We start from the raw sequence: 19323 nt of genomic DNA, 5'->3' as shown, positions 1-19323 counted from the left end.
CCTGGCACATCTTTAGATGAACTCATCTGTGCCTACTGCGCTCAATAGTGTCTCTTTTTTATTTGAAATGACTATACTTTCAGCAGCAAATTTAAACCTCCGAGTCAAAAGGTTAATACCAGCTAATCTGCCTTATATATCATTTTAATTAGTTATAGTTTTTTTGATTAACCTTTAAAGTGTTTAATTGCTAGACTTAATGAGAGTTTTTAAGAAAATTCGTTTTTTTGACATAGGGTTAAAAATTTTTGCAACTCTTTATACATGGTGAGAATTAAATTTTGATAAAGACTCAATTATTACTTTGATAAAATGCCTATCAGATATTTTTAAGTCGTGGGTAAAGGGATTGATATCGCATCCAAGCCTCTTCTAGGGTTGGATCAACTGATTGCGGACTTGCAGCAAGCGTTGGTGCGGCTACCATTTTGATGGTGTCATTAGCATCTGCGTATACACCAATTCCGATACCCGCCAGTAGAGCAGCACCACGCGCGGAAGCAGCAGCAACTGTAGTTGCATAGAGGGGTATTCTTAATACATCAGTCAGTAATTGTTTCCAAGGCATTTCTGCCGTTCCCCCGCCTGCTAAACGCACTTCTGTGGCCTTAAAACCTGTTGCCTCAAGTGCCTCAAAACCTTGTCGCAAGGCAAAAGCAACTCCCTCTAAAGCTGCCCGCATCAGGTGCCCCTGTGTGTGATGAAGTCCCAGCCCCACCCATGCGCCGCGTACATAAGGGTCAAGGTGTGGAGTTCGCTCACCCGTGAGGTATGGCAAAAATGTCAATCCTTCACATCCTGGGGGAACAGAAAACGCTTTAGTATAAACTTGCTGCCAGCTCAAGCCGAGGATACCTCGCACCCACTCAAGCGCTAACCCCGCATTTTGCATGGCTGCAAGGCTGTACCACTGTTTCGGTACGGCGGCTCGATAGAGATGTGTACGACCATGACGATCGATAATTGGTTGCGATCGAGCTGTAATAATTTGAGCGCCTGTGCCGATGGTTAGTTGAACTAATCCAGGCTCTAGTAGTCCGTTACCAAGTGCCGCCGCTGCGGTATCCGCAGCACCAGCGATAACAGGTAAGCCAACAGGTAAGCCAAGATGCTCTGAAGCAATAGTTGTTAGGTAGCCGGAGATCGCACTTGAGGGAATAATTTTTGGTAAGCAATCACCACGTAGATTCAGCGCCCCGATTGCTTCCCCAGCCCAGTTGTCCGACACAACATCGTAAAGCAAAGTACCACTAGCATCAGAGGGTTCTGTTGCGACTTCTCCAGTCAGCCGTAACCGCAGCCAATCTTTTGGCTGGAGTGCCCAACGCGCTTCGGTGTAGACAGTAGCCTCGTGTTCTCGTAGCCACAACAAAGTTGGCCCCGCCATTCCAGCCGTAATCGGGTTGCCCAATCGCTCTAGAATAGCGGCATCGAGCGAATGATAAGTGTTAAGCGTGGCACTAGAGCGAGTATCTGCCCAGAGGATAGCAGGACGCAGGGGCTGACCAGACTCCGAAGCTAGGACAACACCGTGCATTTGTCCTGAAAGTGCGATCGCCTGTACCCCATCAGCGCGATCTCCCACTGCCTTCCTAACAGCCGAGGCAACAGCTAACCACCAATCTTCTGCTTCCGACTCAGCCCATCCAGGGTGGGGTGAATGAACAGCATAAGAGCTTGATGCTTCACCTATAGTGGTTCCGTCTGTCGCTAGGAGCAATGCCTTAGCAGAGCCTGTTCCTAAATCTATGCCAAGCAGCATTAGGCTAATCCTCAAATCATTCAGTGTCTCAGCAAACGGGCGATCGCTTTTACCAATTCCTCATGTTCAAAAGGCTTCGAGATATGCACCTGAAATCCGGCAGCTAGGGCTTGCTGCTGATTGATTTCTCCAGCATAGGCAGTAAGTGCGATCGCAGGAATCGTGCCTCCCTGTTGGGGTGACCACTTTCTAATTTGCCGAATCAGGCAATAGCCATCCATATCGGGCATCCCTATGTCACATAAGAGTAGATCGGGGACAGATTGATTCAGGAGGGCCAACGCCTGTGCCGCCGAAGCGGCTGTGGCAACTTGTGCGCCAGATTGCATCAGGGTGAATGCTGCCAACTCCCGCATATCGGCATCGTCGTCCACAACCAAGACCTGAACACCTGCTAAGTCTGCCGCACTTTCTGGGTGGCTGTCATCAGAAGAGGGTTCCGGCTCTACGATGTTTAACGGTAGCCGGATGGTAAATGTAGCCCCTAAGTTCTGTCCTAAACTGTCTGCTTGAACGGTTCCTCCATGCAGTTCGGTAAAATGACGGACGATCGCTAGTCCCAATCCCAATCCGCCGAATTGTCGGGTTGTTGTACCATCTTCTTGACGGAAGTAGTCAAACACATGGGGTAAGAAGTCTCGTCTGATGCCTTTTCCAGTATCTTTGACTTGAATCTGAGCATACATACCAACCTGTTCTAGTTGCACCTCGACTCGTCCTCCGGTTGGGGTGAACTTCACAGCATTGGAGAGCAGGTTCCAGACTACTTGTTGGAGGCGATTGGTATCGCCTAAAACCGTTCCTGAAATAGGATTAAATGTGGTCTGGATTTGAATGTGCTTGGCTTCGGCTGCTAGTCGTACCGTTTCCCGTGCAGCCTCAATCATTGCCCCTAGATTCACAGGAGCGACGTTAAACGTCATTTTTCCTTGCAGAATGCGCGAGACATCCAATAAGTCCTCAATTAGTTGAGCTTGCAGCTTGGCATTGCGTTCGATCGTTTCCAGGGCTTGCTGGGTTTTTGTGGTATCTAGTCGCCCAGTTCGCAGCAATTTTGTCCAGCCCAGAATTGGATTGAGAGGCGATCGCAACTCGTGGGACAATACCGCTAAGAATTCGTCTTTAATCCGGTTAGCGGCTTCTGCTTTTGTGCGATCGCGTTGAGCTCCCCGGTACAACTGAGCATTGTCGATCGCCAAAGAAGCACGACGAGCCAATTCCTCTGCCAGTTGCAAATCTGCTGAGGTATACCGTCGTCCAGATTCGGCTGAGATAAAGGAAATGACCCCTAGAATTCGTGCCTGAGTTCGTAATGGCACCGTCATTACCGATTGGAATCCAACCTGCCGCAGAATTTCTAAATGCTCTGAGTCACGCGCTGCCTGTACTAACAGTTCATCCGGAATCTCCGGCACAAAATCCGGTTGCCCAGTTCGCAGTGTAAATGCCGCACCGCGAGGGTCATCCGGATTCAGAGGATACTTGTCTCTAATCTGATATGCCCATGAAAGCTTGGCAGGGTCGATGTGAGCAACCGCAATCTGCTCGATCGAACCATCCTCTTCTATCATGTGAACCGTACACCAGTCCGCTAATTCCGGCACTGTAAGCTGCGCGACTCGCTCCAAAGTTGTTTGATAATCGAGTGAGGATGCAAGCACCGCACTTGCCTCAGAGAGAAAGCCTTGGGCACATTCTAACTGCACCCGTTCCGTCACATCTACCACATAAACGAGAATGCCTTCGGCCTGACCGTTTGAGTTAACGGTTGGAAGATAGTAAACATTGTAGTAACCGGGACGGCGATCGCTGCGTGCGGGAACATTCACCGCAAAGTTCGGTGAGATGAAAGGATTCCCTGTTGTGTAAATCCGATCGAAGACTTCGACTAATTTGGGATCGAACTGACCAAAAAGTTCTCGAATTGAACAGCCTAAGTGCTGCTCGCGGGTTAATCCATTAATTTCTGCTAATGCTTCGTTGATGGCAATAAATCGCTGCTTTTCATCTAACAGAGCAAGTCCAATGGGTGATGTTTCAAAGACGGTTTCCAGTTGGCACTGTGCGGCTTCTGCTTCGGAGCGTGCAAGGCGCTCGCGTTCTAACAGTTGTTCTCGTTCTTGTTCTGCTTGCTTGCGCTCCGTCACATCCAGCACCAGCGACAATACCGAAATCATCCGTCCCGATTCGTCCCTGAGACTGGAGTTATACCACTCGCAATGCACAATGTTGCGATCTGCGGTGTAATTGCGGTTGTATGAAAAAATATGGGGTTCTTCGCCATAGACCAGCCGTTGGCAGACTTGAGCAACTGCTTCCAGGTCTTCCTCAAAGACAAAAGGTATCTCTGTTAAAGATGTGCCCAGCATTTCTTCGGCTTTCCAGCCCAAAATGCGCTCTGCACCAGCAGACCACCGAATGACTCGAAAGTCTCGATCCCATTCAACCACTGCCATTGGAGAGTTTTCAACATGGAAGTTGAGCTTTTGTAGGGCTTGACGCAACGCCTCTTCTGCTTGCTTGCGTTGTGTGATATCGATGACGACGCCGATCGAGTGCTTGGGATTTCCCTGAACATCATAAGTAAACTTTCCTCTCGCTTCCACCCAGTGAACCGAACCATCTGACCAACACAGGCGATATTCATGGTGATACTCTTCCTTTTCAGCTATGGCTTGCTGAAATTTCGCCTCAGCTTGTGCTAGGTCATCGGGATGAACTCGACTTGCCCAAACCTTATAGCCCGGTTCGCACTCATTCGGTTTTAGCCCTAGTATCGTGAAGTGACCTTCTGACCAAAGCAAGGCATTGGTCTGTATGTCCCACTCCCAGGTTCCCATGCGTCCAACCTTCAGAGCGAGTTGCAGGTGAGCTTCACTTTCTCGCAATTCCGCTTCTGCCCGCGATCGCTCCACGGCTAGCCAGGTTTTTTCGGCAATGCGCTCCATCAGCACCACATCTTCCTCAGTCCAGTGGCGAACAGAGACATGGTGCAACACCAACAATGCAACAAATCGCCCTTCTTTCACCAATGGAACACATAGGAGAGATTGGGTTTGGATTGCGTCAAAGGTAGCAGCCCCCGATCCGGCAGTCCTAGGATCGCGAGCGACATCATCTACGACAATAGTTTTGCCCTGCTTTAATTGAGCAATAAGTTCAGGGCCAAACGAATCCATGTGATGTCTACCCACCACGCTGATGACACCATTGCAATAGTCGCGATCGACGATCACATATTCCTGAGTAGAATCAATTTCGCCGTAGGTACAGCGAGTGACATTGAGGTGCTCTCCTGCGGAGCTAACCACCCGCCACATAATTTCCTTCGAGTCTTGAATGACACGAATCGCGTCATTCAGTTCAATCAAAAACTTCTGCTGCCGTTCTTTTTCCTGTAGCTCTGCCAGCAGTGACTCAATCTGTCGCCGAGCCTCAACTTCGGCCGTCACGTCAATGTTATAAATCAACACACCCTGAATGGTTCCCTCAGCATCCCGCCAAGGCGCAAAGATGTAGTTGAAGAATCCCTCTTGCAACACACCATCACTGTTTCGATCCCAGTAAGCAGGCGACTCATTTCCAATGAACGGTTCTCCCGTCCGGTAAACGCGATCGAGCGCTTCAAAGTAAATTTGTCCCTCTAGCTCGGGGAAAACGTCCCGCATTGATTTCCCGATAATGTCTGAAGTGCGCCCAGCCACTTGCAGATAGCTGGGATTGGCAAATTCATACACGAGATCGGAACCTTTAACAATGGCAATCATGGCGGGGAACTGCATCAGGATGTCATATAACCGCTTGCGTTCGCTTTCTGCTTCCAGTCGGGCAGTTTGTTCTCGTTTTAAAAGGCGATCGCGCTCCGCTTCCATTTGTTTGCGCTCTGTGATATCAACCGAAACGCCAATCATGCGAACTCCCCGTCCGGTTTCATCCAGATAAACTTGTCCCTGACTATTGATCCAGCGCACAACGCCGTCCGGACAAATTACCCGATACTCCTGCATATAGGACTGTTCTCCAGCACTTGCCCGTTGGGCCGCTTGAATCACCCGTTGTCGATCGTCTGGATGAACGAGAGCAAAAAAGTCTTCTCCTGTGCCTTCGTGAAGACCCCAAACCTCTAGAGCATTACCAGAACACACCACCTGATTGGTCTGCAAATCCATATCCCAGACAAATATCTGAGCTGCCGTCAGTGCCAATTGCAGGCGTCCTTCGCTCTCTCGTAATGCCTGTTCAACCTGTTTGTAATCCGTCACATCACGAGCAATACTCAATACTGATACAACAGAATCATCACTGCCAAATTCGGGGACAATACGTGCCTGATACCATCGAATACTATTTAGAGTCGGAAACTTAAATTCAATCGTCTGTTCCTGCCCTGTTGCAAAGACTTGCCGTAAACTATCATGCCAAAAACGATTGAGGTCTTCTGGCATTCCTAGCTCAACATTGGTCTTGCCAACAAATTGCCCTGATGGAATACCTGTTACCAGTTCTACAGAAGGGCTAACATAAATATGGCGAAACTCTGTATCAATTCGGCTAATAATGTCTGGGGCATTTTCAGCCACCATCTTGAACTGTTGTTCTCGCTGCCGCATTTCGGATTCCAAGCGTTTGCGCTTTGTCACATCCCGAAAATAAACTGCGACACCTTCGGCAGATGGGTAGGCATTTGCCTCTATCCAATACTCGACAGATTCCCCGAATTCTTCCCAGGAAACAGGGACTTGTTCCGCCACTGCCCGATGTAGTTCTCGATAGGGAATTGCACCGACTAGCTCAGGAAAAACATCATTCCAAACGTGGTTTCCCAGTAGCTCTTGTGGCGTTTTGTGCAGGATTTTAGCCGCCGCCCGATTCACATAGGTGTAGCGCCAATCGCAATCGAAGGCGACAAAAGCATCCGTAATGCTTTCCAGAATCGTTGCCACCTTGCGCTCAGTTTCTTGGGCGGGGAACAACTGTTCGCATTCAAGAGTGCGGGCAAAGTTTTCAATGACTTCAGAGCGAGAAATTCCTCGCCTGCGAGCCTCTTTATCTAGCGATCGCCATGCTGTATTAGTCAGAGATACGCTTACTCGTTGTTTCGTCTCCGATTTCCAATTGCTAACAAACTTGCCTCTGGCGTCGCGCTTCATGAATATCCATCCGTATACATACACGGTCTTCTCTATTCAACCTGAGTTACTTCCTCTGGGGAATCTGCCTTAAGATAGATGCTTTGGCAAGAGAGAAGATCCGAAAGAATGACCTCAATAAATATTGCGCTGTACGGGCTGCTGAATTTCCCTTTGCACTCGTAGACATAGAGCTGGGCTCGACGGGAGAATCCCACGGGTTTAACGTAGTGCAGCCGTGGCAGTGTCAAATAAGTTTCCTCACGGAGGCGGATGGTGCCTAGGACAATCGGGCTAGCGTTGCTTTAGCACCGAACTCATGAAAACTACGCAACTGGTCAGCAACAGTATCGACGAAGCGTGGTGAGTGTACTAAATCTCCAAAAATTTCCGGTAGCTTGAGTAATAGTCTGGGATCTAATTCACTCAAACTGGCGCGTTGAGTGAGGATGTCTGCTAATGGGTCATCAAGGGGAATAGGTTGCCATTCTCGATCGTGACTATTGATTTATCTACCCCAAGCAGCAATCGTCTAACTTAAGTCATCGATCGCACATTCAAGTTGTAATTTATCGCGGAGCGAACCCAAAACAAACTTACGAATTTTACCCGATCCATTCAGTCTAAAGCGCGGAAGCCGATCGCGAATTTTCGGACGGAAAAACCGTTCAATTAATTTTTTTTTATAATCGTCTAAAAATCTGCACTATTCCTACAGCAAAGATTATTCCTACTACCAGGCAAATTGTAATTAAGCGGGATGTAAACTTTTCCGCTTAAAAACTCTATTTTTTCTGTGAGGAGTGTAATGAAGAATTATGGCTGTTGTTTGTTTGGGAATCTATATAAAGATAAGAATTCCTGTCAATTTATTGCGTTAAAATTCACCTAAATCAACCTCAAAAAAACTTTTGGGCGCTGCGGTGCCAAGAGGCGATCGATCGCAACTAGGAACTCAAGAAAGGTACATTTACTACTTCCCCTGACACCGATCCGACTTGCACTTTCAGTCTTTCGCCTCCCGCTTTTGTGCGGATGTAAGCAAGACCAAAAAAGCCGGATTCAGTTTTCGTAAAACTGGTGAGTTTGCCGACTTTTTCCTCTCCGATTGTGACTGCTGTTCCGGGTTCAACCGCACCGCTCAACTGCACGCCCCAAAGCTGCTGTTTGACTCCTTTGTAGGTATTCAACCTGGCAATTGTTTCTTGACCGATATAGCAGCCTTTGTCATAGGTAATAGTATGTAAAAGACGGGCTTCTAAGGGGTTGTAATCGTCTGTGAGTTCAAAATCGGGTGCGGGGCGTCCTTGTTCGATTCGCAGTTGTTCCCAAACTCGATCACCCATCGGTACGGCCCCAGCTTGGACTAATTCATGCCACAACTTGGCTGCATCGCTGGCTGGCGCAATTAACGTGTATCCGGGAGTTGCTAAACCGCTACCAACCGCAACTCGGACTTCCATACCTGCAAAACTTATCAATTTGTGAGTAGCGTAAGGTTGATTTTCTAGTTCGGTAACTCCGATTTTTTTTAGTAGTTGAGTGCTTTCCGGCCCGATGAAACTGAAAGCAACTGTTGTATCAGTTAAATCTGTTAACTCAACGCGATCCATTGGGAAAATATAGCGATCGAGCAATTCCAGCAGTTGGTGGCGGCGGTTGGCTGATACTAGCAGCAGTACAGCATCTTCTGTAGCGTAAGCGGTGGCGAGGTCGATCGTCCGGGCGGTGGAGGTGACGAAAACGGTGTCGCAACCTTGACCGGGTTTGAGTATATTGAAGTTATTGGTACTTTGATTGTGCAAGAACCGCAGTCGATCGCTGTCTGAGATTTGAATGCGTCCCCAGTGAGTGCGATCGTACAAAGCCACACCTTGTTTAGTTGCTGCGATCGCTTCTGTGTCGTTACCAAAACTCACTGGCACAATTTCTTTGGTGGTTAACTCTGCAAAAGTAGCACCAGCCGCTGCTTGAATGTCGTGCAATTCTTGAATCAGCATAAAATTTTGTTGACTGTTGACTGTTGACTGTTGACTGTTGACTGTTGACTGTTAACTACTGCTTTCCTGTCAACTGACAACTGACTATTTGCCCAAATTGGCGAATATTTCTTGTATTAATTGACTGGCTTTGGCATCAAGACGATTCCAATCTACATCGCCAGTGTCATCGTCAATCAAGCTAGTGTCAATTACAACTTCCTGGCTTTGCAATTGAGTGTGGGCGGGCTGGTAGTTGACAAAGCAGACTCGATAGCAAAGTTCCCAAATATCGACGCATCTTTGCTCGCCTTGAAGCTCTAAAATTAGTTGATAGCCCGGAATTGGAATCTGCACTTCTTGATAAGTGCCCGTCCACACAGACTCCTCTAATTGTTTGCGGATGTTGTCGAGCACTCGAATCATCGCTGGCTGCATCAGCAGTTCAGCTTGCTGCCAGGCGATCGGGCTGGTTATTTTAGGCTTCATATACAGGGTTCTAAAAAAGAAAATCAATAAATTAATTTTCTAGCATGGGGTGCCAACTTTTGAGATATCCGCCACAGAATGTTAAATTTAGTCGTCACCAAATTCAAAAGTCAGCCGTCAGCAGCAAAAGTTAAAGCCGTTCTCGGCTTGACGGCTAAAAACGGCTGGAACTGTTGATATTGAGTTATCGAATGGGTAATGTAGGATTTGAACCTACTACCAAAGAGTTAGCCCTAACATTTATAGGTAAGTCACTCCGGTCTCTCAACCTCTCTCAAATTACCATACTCACCAGCAAGAGGGGGAACTTTGAGGGAAGAAAATCACGATATAGGACACGAGCGCATCCGCGCTTATCTGAGGGAGTGCCAGAAGGCAGCACCTAAAGGTGTAAGCATCAAGCAAACCCGCAAGGGTACAAATACTTACCTGTCGTTTCAGATTACGGTCGGTTCCAAGCGTATTGAGAGGACGGTGGGGGAGTCTTGCACCATGCAGGGTATCACCAGCGCTGCTGCAAAAGCCCTACAAGTAGCAGACGCTCTCAAACGCTTGCACACTGAATCTGAGTTTCTGGCGTGGTACGATCGCGAGATTCTCAAAGTAAACGTCATTCGTAATGATTTACTCACCTTTGGTGAGGCAATAGCCAAAGTAGAAGCACTTTATTGGGGCGGTACGGACAAGAAGCGCAACAAGCGCGATCGTACTTCAGTGAGTCAGCAGGCAACATACACGTCGGTTTACGGGCGCTTTTATGCGCTGTTGCCCGCTGACAAGCTTTTTAGTACCAAGGATGTACTAGCCGCTCTGTATACCAAGATGGGCGGTACTAAGGTATTCGGTGACTGCCTGTACGCTTTCAAAAAATTAGCTCTAACTATTAACCATACATCAACCTATGAAGAACTAGAGAAAATCATACACGTACAAACCGAATTTAGACAGCTTCAGAATGCTGAATTAGAAACTTTTTTGCTTTGGATGCAAAACTGTAAGAATGACAGCAATGAACGGTATGCACATCGACGCAGGCAATGGCTATGGGTTTTCTCGATGCAGTTAATCTATGGATTGCGAGTACACGAGGTGTTTGCTATTCAGAACATAAATAAACCTTTTGTCACGAAGGATGGTGTAACTATTCCCGCGTTACGTGATTTAAATAATCATCGAATGATAGCTGTAGTGAGTGAACTAACACAGCTAGGTACTACTACCAAAACAGGCTATCGTTTAACAGCCCCCATGTTGCCTCCCAGTCACCCCAACTTGATAAATGAATTGGCTATCAGGGATGGAGAGCTACCTGGGTTAGTCATTAGATCTAATAACCCAAAAGTAATTGTTGACAAGTACAACCACAGTGCGCGAACAGTCCTTAAGCGGTGGAACGCACCCATTACTCAGACTCACGCGCTCAGGCACTTGTGCAATCAAAATGGCAAGCAAGCTGGTATTAGTTTGGAGGATAGGGCTGCCAATCTCGGACATAGTGCAGCGATGAATAGCAGCACCTACTTGAAGCGTGAGGCGACTAACACAAGACTCGCTGCAATCGATGCTATGCACACTAGAATGATGCCCTTAGAGGGTGCTATCGCTGTGTTGAAGCGAGTGGGAAGTACGACGGAAGCGATAGCGTTAGTGAGCGAGATATACGGGGTGAGTGTTGAGAGGGTGATGAGGGAAGTCCCAAGCGTGGATTATTGAGAATATTCTCAAGATGAAGTGGCGGAAATTTGCTGAAGGCAAGGTGAAATTACAAACTCTGCTTAGCCAATTTAAGAGCGAGTAAGCGCAAAAGGAGTTAGTCAAACCCGTAGGGTTTCGCTAATTTTTTCTTGCTTGTTTGTCACTTAATCGTGACCGTGCATGACCGCACTAAACCCTACGGGTTTCGGGGAAGATTACGGTGATATTCTGCCTCACTTTCTATAAGCCAAAATATTCCGAGACACGTAGTGTTTCGGGCTAAAGAAATATACAAGTTTTCTCACTTAGTATACTTCGCAAAATGTCACGAAACCATATGGGTTCCGGCTGGGATTATTACCACACTTTGCACCACTTGTCATCCTGCTACGGAGTGAAATTTAAAATATTGGCAAAGTTTTGGTGTACAGTAAAACTAGGGCAAGTAAATTACCTCCCTTGAGGTGCTTGGAGCTTGCCCCGCCCTGAGCAATCAGAGTGAGTTTGTGACTTTTTCTCCAAAAAAAAAGCCCGCTATCCTTTGTCTAGAAGGTTCGGCGAGGCAATGCGAAATAATTGTTGTTCCGATCGTAGCATTAAGCTGAAATTTATATATAAAGATTAGCCATAATGTTTCTTAAATCCTTTCACAGTAAGGGTTTTAAATTTTAGCATTGCCCTCAACGAACGACTTCAATACTAGGGATAGCGGTTTACCCACCTTCACGTAAGGCTTAACCGCTATGACTAGCTTATCACGCAATTCTGATACGGCAACAGTAGATTCAGTAGAAGTTGCAAAATATTTACAATCATCGCCACACCATCGGGAGTGGGTAGAGGGTAGCGGTGTCGATTTTAGTATCACCCTACTTAGTGTCAAGAGCTTGCTAGATCGCAAGGTTGTAGCCCATCGCATCGGCTGGAAGCATTATCCCGACGATTATCCTTTAGGCTGGTTTGCATCTGGGATTGACCTTACAACGATGCAGCCTCAACATTTTGGACAGTTCAAGCCTAACGATGAAATTTTACTACCAGGGGACGAAAAACCCAGAAAATACCTCTCTGACAAAGGGCATCCATACGACGCTATCGCACTTCAACACCCAGATAAAGGTTACTGGCAGCGCGTTCTAAACGATTCCTCAATCCCTGTTGATATTGATGAAGGGGCGAAAAAGTCAGGCGCGGGGATGACTTGCGGATTCCCCTCGCTGGCACTGTGTGGTGTCAGTATGTGGCAAATTAAGGGGGAATTGGTTCCCAACCTAGCTACACTTGCAGCTCCGGGCCGGACGTTCCGCATCCGCTTTGATATGGACGTGTTGACTAAAAAAGAAGTAAAGCTTGAAGTCAAAAAGCTTGCCAAGGTACTGGAAAAGCGAGGCTGTAACGTTTTGGTGGCAATGTGGAATCCTGAGCTAGGCTTAAAGATTGACGATGTGCTCGTCAAACACGGCCCGGAGATGGTGAAGAAAATTATGGCTGATGCACTCCCCTATGCTCAATGGCTTAAGAGTATCGAAAAACAGATAAACAGCATCACTCAGTCGCGTGACACAAGCGATTTGAGGAAAAAGAGCAAACTTCCCAGCGCTGACGCGAAAGCACGAGAATTAGCTGAAGATTACCGCGACCGTTTAGCTTTCAACAATGAAGTGCTGTGCTGGTATCGGTACGAGACAGATACACCGGGCGTTTGGTCGCCCGAAACTGACGAATACATTGAGTCTGTTGTGTATCAACTGCTGAAGTCGCAAGGACTAGAAGACATCCCGCCAGCGTATGTCACGGCTGTGGTTAAATTTCTCCGACACGAACTTATTAAGAGAAGTTGGAGAGAACTTCCAAACCTATTGCCATTCCAAAATGGAGCACTGGAAATTGCCACAAGCAAACTGCTACCGCACTCACCGGGACACAATTTCACTTGGTCGCTACCGCGTCAACATTCCGCTGTAGCGTCAGATTGGTCAAAAATTGCCGATTGGCTGCACTTTGTCTCCAAAGGCAACAAACACATACAAGACTTGATAATCGCGTTCTGTAACGCCGTTCTAAAGGGACGTGCTGACATTCAGAAGTTCTTGCACCTGATTGGAATTGGTGGCAGCGGTAAAGGTACGCTGATGCGCCTAATAATTGCGCTCATAGGAGTGGAAAACACACACAGCACTACTCTCGATGATTGGTGCAGCAACCGTTTTGAAGCAGCACAGGCGTACAAAAAGCGATTGGTAGTTTTCCCCGATGAAGATAAAGGGACGCGCAAACTCGGTAAGTTTAAGCAGCTAACTGGTGGCGATTGGCTTAGGGCTGAAGAGAAAGGCAAGAAGCCCTTTAAATTCCAATTTGAAGGAATGGTAGTGCTTGGTTCAAACTTCCCTATTTTTGGAGCCGACAACTCTAGCGGTATGGCACGGCGAACGATTACAGTGCCATTTGATGCAGTAGTAGGGTCAGTCAACCTCAAGCTGGGAGAAACCTTTGAACCAGAACTGGCAGCATTCACCAATTACCTGCTATCGCTGGATGACGACTGGGTAGAGCGTATCCTGCGGGGGGTAGTTGATATCCCAGAAATAAATTTGCAGGGCTGGGAAAACACCATCAGAGATAACCCGATCGCCGGATTCCTAAACGACAGACTCATCTATGACCCACTAGCCCAAACTTCAATCGGAGATTCAGCTTACGCCGAGGGGTCAATTTACCAGGCTTATGACCTTTACTGTTCTGAGCAGGGTCATAAGCCACAGGCGATTAAGAACTTCAGTCCGAACCTGATTGAGCTAGCAAGTACGATTCTCGGTTGGCAGGTAGAGAAAGTCCACACGAGAGTAGGAAAAATAGTCAAAGGACTCCGACTGCGGACAAAAGCTGATGAGTATATCCCAACTTACGATTATGAGCTTCACTCTCGCTGTGACGGATTCTGTGACGGGTCGGTGACGGATTCTGTGACGGGTCAGAACTCCGTCACAGAAACGATTGTGACGGGTGTGACGGATAAACCTCTTATTCAGGGGGAAAAATTAATTGATGACATTCCGACCACCGATAAAGCTTGTGAGGAAGTGAAAACCGAAAATATCGAGAGCGCTATAGACTTTTATCCGTCACACCCGTCACTGGAGCCAGAAACCCTATCAATAAAGGAACCTGACCCGTCACAGAATCCGTCACACTACCCGTCACAGAATCCGTCACCGACTTCCTTAAGTGTTGGAGTAACTCATGAAGAGCTTAAGGTTCGCGACCGGGTGCAGATTTTGGATGACGGGGAATATCACGGAAGTTACGGGGAAGTCACTGATGTGGGCTTGGGTCGCGCCGAAAAGGACTATTATATTGCCCTGGATGACTTGCCTACCCTAAAAGTTGTTATCAGTGTTCTATACACTCAAAATGTTCCTGTTCTGAAGTTGTAGCGGTTGCGGGGGTTAGGTAGGGAAATATGGATTTTCCCGCCTAGCTCACATATCATCTAGTATCCCCCATGTGCCGATGGCTAGGAAGTACAAACTTCGTTCGGAGCTGAAACTTTTTTGGTCGCGAACATTGTATAAGCTTGTACCTCAGCGCCATCGGCTGCAATCTACAATCTTCGTTGCGACCGCCGAAAAATTTCCCCGTGAACATCGTATAATCGATTTTTAAAAACAGATTTTGTGTTTCTCCCGGTTTGCATCCGAGCGGTTTTTAAAAATCGATTAAATTCAATCTGTAAAACGCGCAATTCTTTGCCCCGTCTTGATTGTAGCATTTTAGGTATAACTTTTAGGGTAACTTCATTTTGCCTGTATCTCGGCTGTACCCTATTTGAATTAGGCTCAAATCAGATTATAGACACTTGTAGACAAAGGTGTTGACATTGTAGACAGCCATCGGTTAATGTAGACATATTGTGTCTACAAGTGTCTACAATGAGTAACAGTCAGGTTATATCTTTTCGTGCCTCCGGTCACTTTTTAAACTGGATAGAAGCCCAAAGGGAGGAAGGGGAATCGCCCAGCCAAGCTGCGATGCGCGTCCTCAAAGCGCTTGCTACTGGGGAAGACATAGAAGTGTCTACAGTAATGTCTACAGTAATGTCTACAGTGATGTCTACACGAAGCAATGATAGTTTGATGTCTACAGATTTGTCTACAAATATTGTTGAAACTGTAGACACTCAGGTAGCCGCTAAGTTAGACCCCGTACTTGAACGCTTGGCAGCGCTGGAGGAACGCCTGGGAAAATTGAGAGCCTGAGCGATGACAACAGCGAAACTGAATCGCTCAGGCTTGAATTGAAAGCGGCTAATCAGCAGCTAGCTGAATGGGATAAAGAACTAAATCAACTGCACGAGCGGAACGGTGATTTGGGACTTGAGGTGCAAAATCTGAAAGAACAGTTGGCGATCGCCACTTGCGACCGGGAAGAAAATCAAAAAAGTTCGCCTGCCAGCGGCGTTGCCAGCGACTTATCTGATAAGGCGGCCAAAGTTCTCAGCTTCATCCGTCCCTATCTGGTAAAGAAAGTTCCAGCTAACTTACTAGCAAAACTTGAGGAGATTTTAGGGGAGGACTGAAGTGTAAACCCCAAAAGGGGGAATCAGGAATAAAGAGCTAGCGATTCCTGAGCAGTAACTGGTCACGGGGTAACGCTGCGAAGCTTCTCAGTAGCCATCTTTTCGTACTGAGGCAACTTGTAAGCTCGAAACAATTCCACAGCTAGTGCAGTTACTGAGGTATCGACAACACAAAACTTTACAATCACAGGGTTGCATTTTCCCTCAAATGCTGCGATCGTAAGAGGTAAGGAAGATTGATAGGCGCAGCTACCCGGTGCTACTAACACCGAATAGTTACGACTTCCCCAACAGTTCATTATCAACAGTTGGAGCTTAATAATAATGACACAACTTAACGGCGCTCAAACAAGTACGCCGCAAGATTTAACATTGCCACGAGGTAAAATCCTTATCTCGCGACAAACCCTGCGAGAGTTACTCTCGCTGCTTTCTCTCACTACGCCAATTGTGGGGCATCCGCAGCCGCCGGATCGGCATTGGAATGCCATCAAATCAGTCCGTCTAGCACGCGCCCGAAAGATATTAAGACGGACGCTTGCGGGTGGTAGTAAAGCCCTCAAGGAAGAAGTTGACGACTAAGCCACGCCAAAGTTACCCCTAAGAATATTAGGGGTAATCTGTGGTCACTATGATAGGCTTAAACCTGCTCATCCTTGGCCTGTACCCTACATCAATCCGATTAATTTATTCTCTCGGTAACAGTAAACGGGAAAGGCTACTCAAAATTTATTCACCAATAATAGCCCAGCGGGGCATAATGGGGATAATTTGAGGGAGAATTGAGAACACCCTGCTTTACACGCAGGATGTAAGTAGGTCAAATCCATACAGTATGCAGACTACCAAGAATGGGTAATGTAGGATTTGAACCTACGGCATCCTGCGTGTAAAGCAGGCGCTCTACCACTGAGCTAATCACCCAATTGCACTCACCGGGATTTATCATATCACAGTAACTCAGAAAGATCAAGTAAAAAAAATCCTAAACTCTAAATGCCCTCTGGCCGCACCCACGATCAAATAACCATGTGGAGTTTGCCCGCTGTGGCAGCCCTCACCTTTGGCCAGACTCAGAGCAGCAACCTGACTTTGCTCGTTTCCGGCAGCTTCCTATTCGGCGGGCTGATGTTTGGCCCCGACTTGGATATCTACTCTTGCCAGTATCAGCGCTGGGGATGGTTCAAAGCGATTTGGCTCCCGTACCAAAAAAGCCTGCGCCACCGCTCTTTTTTGTCCCACGGCCCTCTCATCGGCACTGCTCTGCGAATCTTGTACCTCGCTATCTGGATTGCGGTTTTCGGAATGCTGGGATTGGCAATTGCCGAAAAAGTCGGGAACTTAGGCGGGAATTGGCAGGATGTGGTTTTGAGTTACGGGCGATCGACCTGGGAACACCGCATCGAAATTTTAGCCGTTTACATCGGTCTAGAATTGGGCGCGATGAGCCACTATCTGAGCGATTGGGGCGGCTCGGCTTACAAAAAATTCAAAAAGAAAGGATTGAGCGGGTTGCGGCCTCCTGGCACAATTAAGAGGCGCAAACGCCAACCTCCCCGCCGCATTTCCAGCAAATCTAAAAGGTAAATTCCGATGTCTAATTCCCACAGTCGATCGCTCACAGCACTCAAAGAACTTATAGAAGTTGTGGCTAAATTGCGCTCGCCAGACGGCGGATGTCCTTGGGATTTAGCCCAAACTCCCCAAACTCTAGTTCCTCACATAATCGAAGAAGCTTATGAAACCGCCGACGCGATTCGCAAAGGAGATAAAGATGCGATCGTGGAAGAATTGGGCGACTTACTGTTACAGGTAATTCTGCAAGCTCAAATTGCCAGCGAATCCAATCAATTCACCTTCGCCGAAATCGCTGCAGGCATTACAGAAAAACTAATTCGGCGGCATCCCCATGTCTTTGGCGATGTCGAACTAAACAGCGTGGATGAAGTCAACGAAAACTGGGAAAAAATCAAAGCAGCAGAAAAAGGCACAACTTCGGAAAAGCCGGCAACTTTAGCCTCGAAAATGAGCCGTTATGCCAGCACTTTGCCCCCGATAACAGCCGGGATGAAAATCTCTCAAAAAGCTGCGGAAGTGAGTTTTGATTGGGACAGTGTAGACGGCGTTTGGGATAAATTTCACGAAGAAATGGCAGAATTTGAACACGCTCTCAAACACGAGGATAAGGCAGCGCAGCAGTCGGAATTGGGAGATATTATGTTTGTGTTGATTCAATTAGCTCGCTGGTATGATTTAGATCCGTCGGCTGCTTTGCAGGGAACAAACGATCGCTTCGTGCAGCGGTTTGCGAAGGTGGAGGCTGCGTGCGATCGACCTTTGTCAGATTATGCCCCAGAAGAGTTAGAATCTCTGTGGCAGCAAGCTAAAGCTTTAATTGCTAAACAAAAGGGCGATCGGTAATCAATCACCGCAGATAAAATGACATCCGCGTTCATCAGCGTTCATCCGCTAATATCTGCGGTCCAAAACTCCCCATCTCAAGAATTTGGTTGCATCAGTTCAGATGTCAGCAATGAACTACTCGTAAAGCTTCGGGTCATTGTAAGGCGGATGTTCGCAGGCTATATAAAGCGCATTTGTCGGTTCCAGGGCTTCCCCAGTCACCGGATCGATCGGCTTGAGGACAAAGCATAACAGAGAGAGCGATCGCCAATCCAAACTTTCTAACTTCCCGCGTTCGTAGCGACTAACAGTAGCATTACTAATACCGACATCTTTTGGCACAGGATCTCCGGCTGTCCGAAACAGAGCGGCCTCGTATTCTTTTGTGACCATTTCTGTTTCAATAATTGACCAGCCCCGAATCTCTCTAGCTGCTTTCAGAAGTTTGCCCAATCTACCGCGTCCCGTATCCGTAAATCGCACAGGGCGCAGTTTTTCCCGATCGACGACAGCCTTAAAGTCAAGAAATCCCGGCATTTTACAGATCCAATTTAACTCTTAAGCTAGCTGTACTTTTGCCTTGTTCAAGGCAGCACGCAGAGTTTGAGCATTACACATTTAGAAACATTACTGCAACTTCTCTGCATTCGTGTAGAATAATATGATACAGTAAGATACAAAGACGAACACCTACTAACTCACCCAAGTTCAGGAGTGACTCAGCCATGACAGCACTGTTTCGCCGCATCCAACCCTCGAAAAAGCTCCGCATTACAGTCAGGTCGATCGCCCAACTGCTCAAAATCAGCCAAAATCAAATTAAGCGAGTCGAATCTTGGGCTTTCGTGGTTTTTGTGCATCGGCGGGACAGAGGCGGCCTGTTTGTCAGCTACCGCAGGCTGGAAGAATGGCAAAATGCGATCGCCCATCATATCCAAACCTGCCCCACCCTTGGAGAACTCTCGCAGCTCAAAACATCCATTCACTACGACAGCCGGAAATTCAAAAAACAATGCCTCCAAAAAACACTTGACTTTTTAAATCAAATGTGCAGTGAAAGACAAGACGAACTCAACATCTGGGAAAGCTTAAACAGCATGGCTTCCTAGCAGAAATGAGGCTGATTTCCTTTCCCAAAACAGAAGCGAAACATTTGCGAGCAATTGCGAGATCGAATCACCCCAAAAATCACCCGCGAATGCTCCGCCACATTCATGAAAGCAATCACCAAAGCAATTAAGACATTGCCTGAGCGATATAATCAAAATAAGGAGCTGCTTCCTTAGCATC

At 47.3% G+C, this 19323-nt stretch carries 14 protein-coding genes, 1 tRNA gene and 1 pseudogene; 8 read left to right on the top strand and 8 right to left on the bottom strand.

The window, feature by feature from the left end; all coding sequences use genetic code 11:
- Window positions 1–319 precede the first annotated feature (319 nt).
- The 5 genes and pseudogenes from xylB to QUA45_RS23030 form a co-directional block, all read right to left on the bottom strand.
- Window positions 320–1762, bottom strand: a complete 1443-nt coding sequence (gene xylB, locus QUA45_RS23045) for a xylulokinase (protein ID WP_333222212.1) — start codon at window positions 1760–1762, stop codon at window positions 320–322.
- Window positions 1763–1782: 20 nt separating this feature from the next.
- Window positions 1783–6936 (bottom strand): PAS domain S-box protein, encoded by a 5154-nt coding sequence (locus QUA45_RS23040; RefSeq protein WP_445305344.1) that lies wholly within the window; start codon window positions 6934–6936, stop codon window positions 1783–1785.
- Between the two features lie 487 nt (window positions 6937–7423).
- Window positions 7424–7576 (bottom strand): annotated as a pseudogene (locus QUA45_RS29260) (mannitol dehydrogenase family protein); the annotation flags it as partial.
- A gap of 262 nt (window positions 7577–7838) precedes the next feature.
- Window positions 7839–8888 (bottom strand): CAF17-like 4Fe-4S cluster assembly/insertion protein YgfZ, encoded by a 1050-nt coding sequence (gene ygfZ, locus QUA45_RS23035; RefSeq protein ID WP_333097178.1) that lies wholly within the window; start codon window positions 8886–8888, stop codon window positions 7839–7841.
- Between the two features lie 87 nt (window positions 8889–8975).
- Complete coding sequence (locus tag QUA45_RS23030; protein ID WP_333080559.1) at window positions 8976–9359, bottom strand: hypothetical protein; 384 nt, start codon at window positions 9357–9359, stop codon at window positions 8976–8978.
- 309 nt (window positions 9360–9668) lie between these two features.
- Between QUA45_RS23030 and QUA45_RS23025 the strand changes: the two genes are divergently transcribed.
- From QUA45_RS23025 to QUA45_RS23010, 4 genes are all read left to right on the top strand, one after another.
- Window positions 9669–11072 (top strand): hypothetical protein, encoded by a 1404-nt coding sequence (locus tag QUA45_RS23025; RefSeq protein WP_333097074.1) that lies wholly within the window; start codon window positions 9669–9671, stop codon window positions 11070–11072.
- A 725-nt stretch (window positions 11073–11797) separates the two neighbouring features.
- Window positions 11798–14488 carry a phage/plasmid primase, P4 family gene (locus QUA45_RS23020; RefSeq protein WP_333097075.1) on the top strand — a complete coding sequence of 897 codons (2691 nt, stop codon included), beginning with the start codon at window positions 11798–11800 and terminating at the stop codon, window positions 14486–14488.
- Between the two features lie 495 nt (window positions 14489–14983).
- Complete coding sequence (locus tag QUA45_RS23015) at window positions 14984–15310, top strand: hypothetical protein (protein WP_333097076.1); 327 nt, start codon at window positions 14984–14986, stop codon at window positions 15308–15310.
- Window positions 15311–15348: 38 nt separating this feature from the next.
- Entirely contained in the window at window positions 15349–15630 is a 282-nt protein-coding gene (locus QUA45_RS23010; RefSeq protein ID WP_333097077.1) for a flagellar alpha dynein, read from the top strand.
- A 62-nt stretch (window positions 15631–15692) separates the two neighbouring features.
- Here the strand turns inward: QUA45_RS23010 and QUA45_RS23005 are convergent, their stop codons facing one another.
- Complete coding sequence (locus tag QUA45_RS23005; protein WP_333097078.1) at window positions 15693–15929, bottom strand: hypothetical protein; 237 nt, start codon at window positions 15927–15929, stop codon at window positions 15693–15695.
- Between the two features lie 25 nt (window positions 15930–15954).
- Here QUA45_RS23005 and QUA45_RS23000 point away from each other — a divergent pair, with 25 nt between their 5' ends.
- Window positions 15955–16212 (top strand): hypothetical protein, encoded by a 258-nt coding sequence (locus QUA45_RS23000; protein ID WP_333097079.1) that lies wholly within the window; start codon window positions 15955–15957, stop codon window positions 16210–16212.
- Window positions 16213–16482: 270 nt separating this feature from the next.
- Here QUA45_RS23000 and QUA45_RS22995 read toward each other — a convergent pair.
- A tRNA-Val gene (locus QUA45_RS22995) sits at window positions 16483–16554 on the bottom strand.
- Window positions 16555–16626: 72 nt separating this feature from the next.
- Here QUA45_RS22995 and QUA45_RS22990 point away from each other — a divergent pair.
- Both QUA45_RS22990 and mazG read left to right on the top strand, forming a co-directional pair.
- Window positions 16627–17217: a metal-binding protein gene (locus QUA45_RS22990; RefSeq protein WP_333097080.1), complete on the top strand. Its 591-nt coding sequence runs from the start codon at window positions 16627–16629 to the stop codon at window positions 17215–17217.
- Window positions 17218–17223: 6 nt separating this feature from the next.
- Window positions 17224–18051, top strand: a complete 828-nt coding sequence (gene mazG / locus QUA45_RS22985; protein ID WP_333222211.1) for a nucleoside triphosphate pyrophosphohydrolase — start codon at window positions 17224–17226, stop codon at window positions 18049–18051.
- Window positions 18052–18168: 117 nt separating this feature from the next.
- Here mazG and QUA45_RS22980 read toward each other — a convergent pair whose 3' ends face one another.
- Entirely contained in the window at window positions 18169–18570 is a 402-nt protein-coding gene (locus tag QUA45_RS22980) for a helix-turn-helix transcriptional regulator (protein WP_333222210.1), read from the bottom strand.
- 188 nt (window positions 18571–18758) lie between these two features.
- Between QUA45_RS22980 and QUA45_RS22975 the strand changes: the two genes are divergently transcribed.
- Window positions 18759–19142 carry a hypothetical protein gene (locus QUA45_RS22975; RefSeq protein ID WP_333222209.1) on the top strand — a complete coding sequence of 128 codons (384 nt, stop codon included), beginning with the start codon at window positions 18759–18761 and terminating at the stop codon, window positions 19140–19142.
- The last annotated feature ends 181 nt before the right edge of the window (window positions 19143–19323 follow it).

Origin of the sequence: Microcoleus sp. Pol12A5, from assembly GCF_036701435.1 — a bacterium.
Taxonomy (GTDB): Bacteria; Cyanobacteriota; Cyanobacteriia; order Cyanobacteriales; family Microcoleaceae; genus Microcoleus.
Note: the sequence above shows the minus strand (reverse complement) of the source record. Positions and strands in the feature narration are given on the sequence as shown.

Excerpts from the sequence above, each read along its gene's own strand:
- QUA45_RS22980 (WP_333222210.1), bottom strand. The coding sequence starts at position 18,570 with ATGCCGGGATTTCTTGACTTTAAGGCTGTCGTCGATCGGGAAAAACTG.
- QUA45_RS23015 (WP_333097076.1), top strand. The coding sequence starts at position 14,984 with ATGAGTAACAGTCAGGTTATATCTTTTCGTGCCTCCGGTCACTTTTTA.
- QUA45_RS23020 (WP_333097075.1), top strand. The coding sequence starts at position 11,798 with ATGACTAGCTTATCACGCAATTCTGATACGGCAACAGTAGATTCAGTA.
- xylB (WP_333222212.1), bottom strand. The coding sequence starts at position 1,762 with ATGCTGCTTGGCATAGATTTAGGAACAGGCTCTGCTAAGGCATTGCTC.
- QUA45_RS22975 (WP_333222209.1), top strand. The coding sequence starts at position 18,759 with ATGACAGCACTGTTTCGCCGCATCCAACCCTCGAAAAAGCTCCGCATT.
- QUA45_RS23030 (WP_333080559.1), bottom strand. The coding sequence starts at position 9,359 with ATGAAGCCTAAAATAACCAGCCCGATCGCCTGGCAGCAAGCTGAACTG.
- QUA45_RS22990 (WP_333097080.1), top strand. The coding sequence starts at position 16,627 with ATGCCCTCTGGCCGCACCCACGATCAAATAACCATGTGGAGTTTGCCC.
- mazG (WP_333222211.1), top strand. The coding sequence starts at position 17,224 with ATGTCTAATTCCCACAGTCGATCGCTCACAGCACTCAAAGAACTTATA.
- QUA45_RS23005 (WP_333097078.1), bottom strand. The coding sequence starts at position 15,929 with ATGAACTGTTGGGGAAGTCGTAACTATTCGGTGTTAGTAGCACCGGGT.
- QUA45_RS23000 (WP_333097079.1), top strand. The coding sequence starts at position 15,955 with ATGACACAACTTAACGGCGCTCAAACAAGTACGCCGCAAGATTTAACA.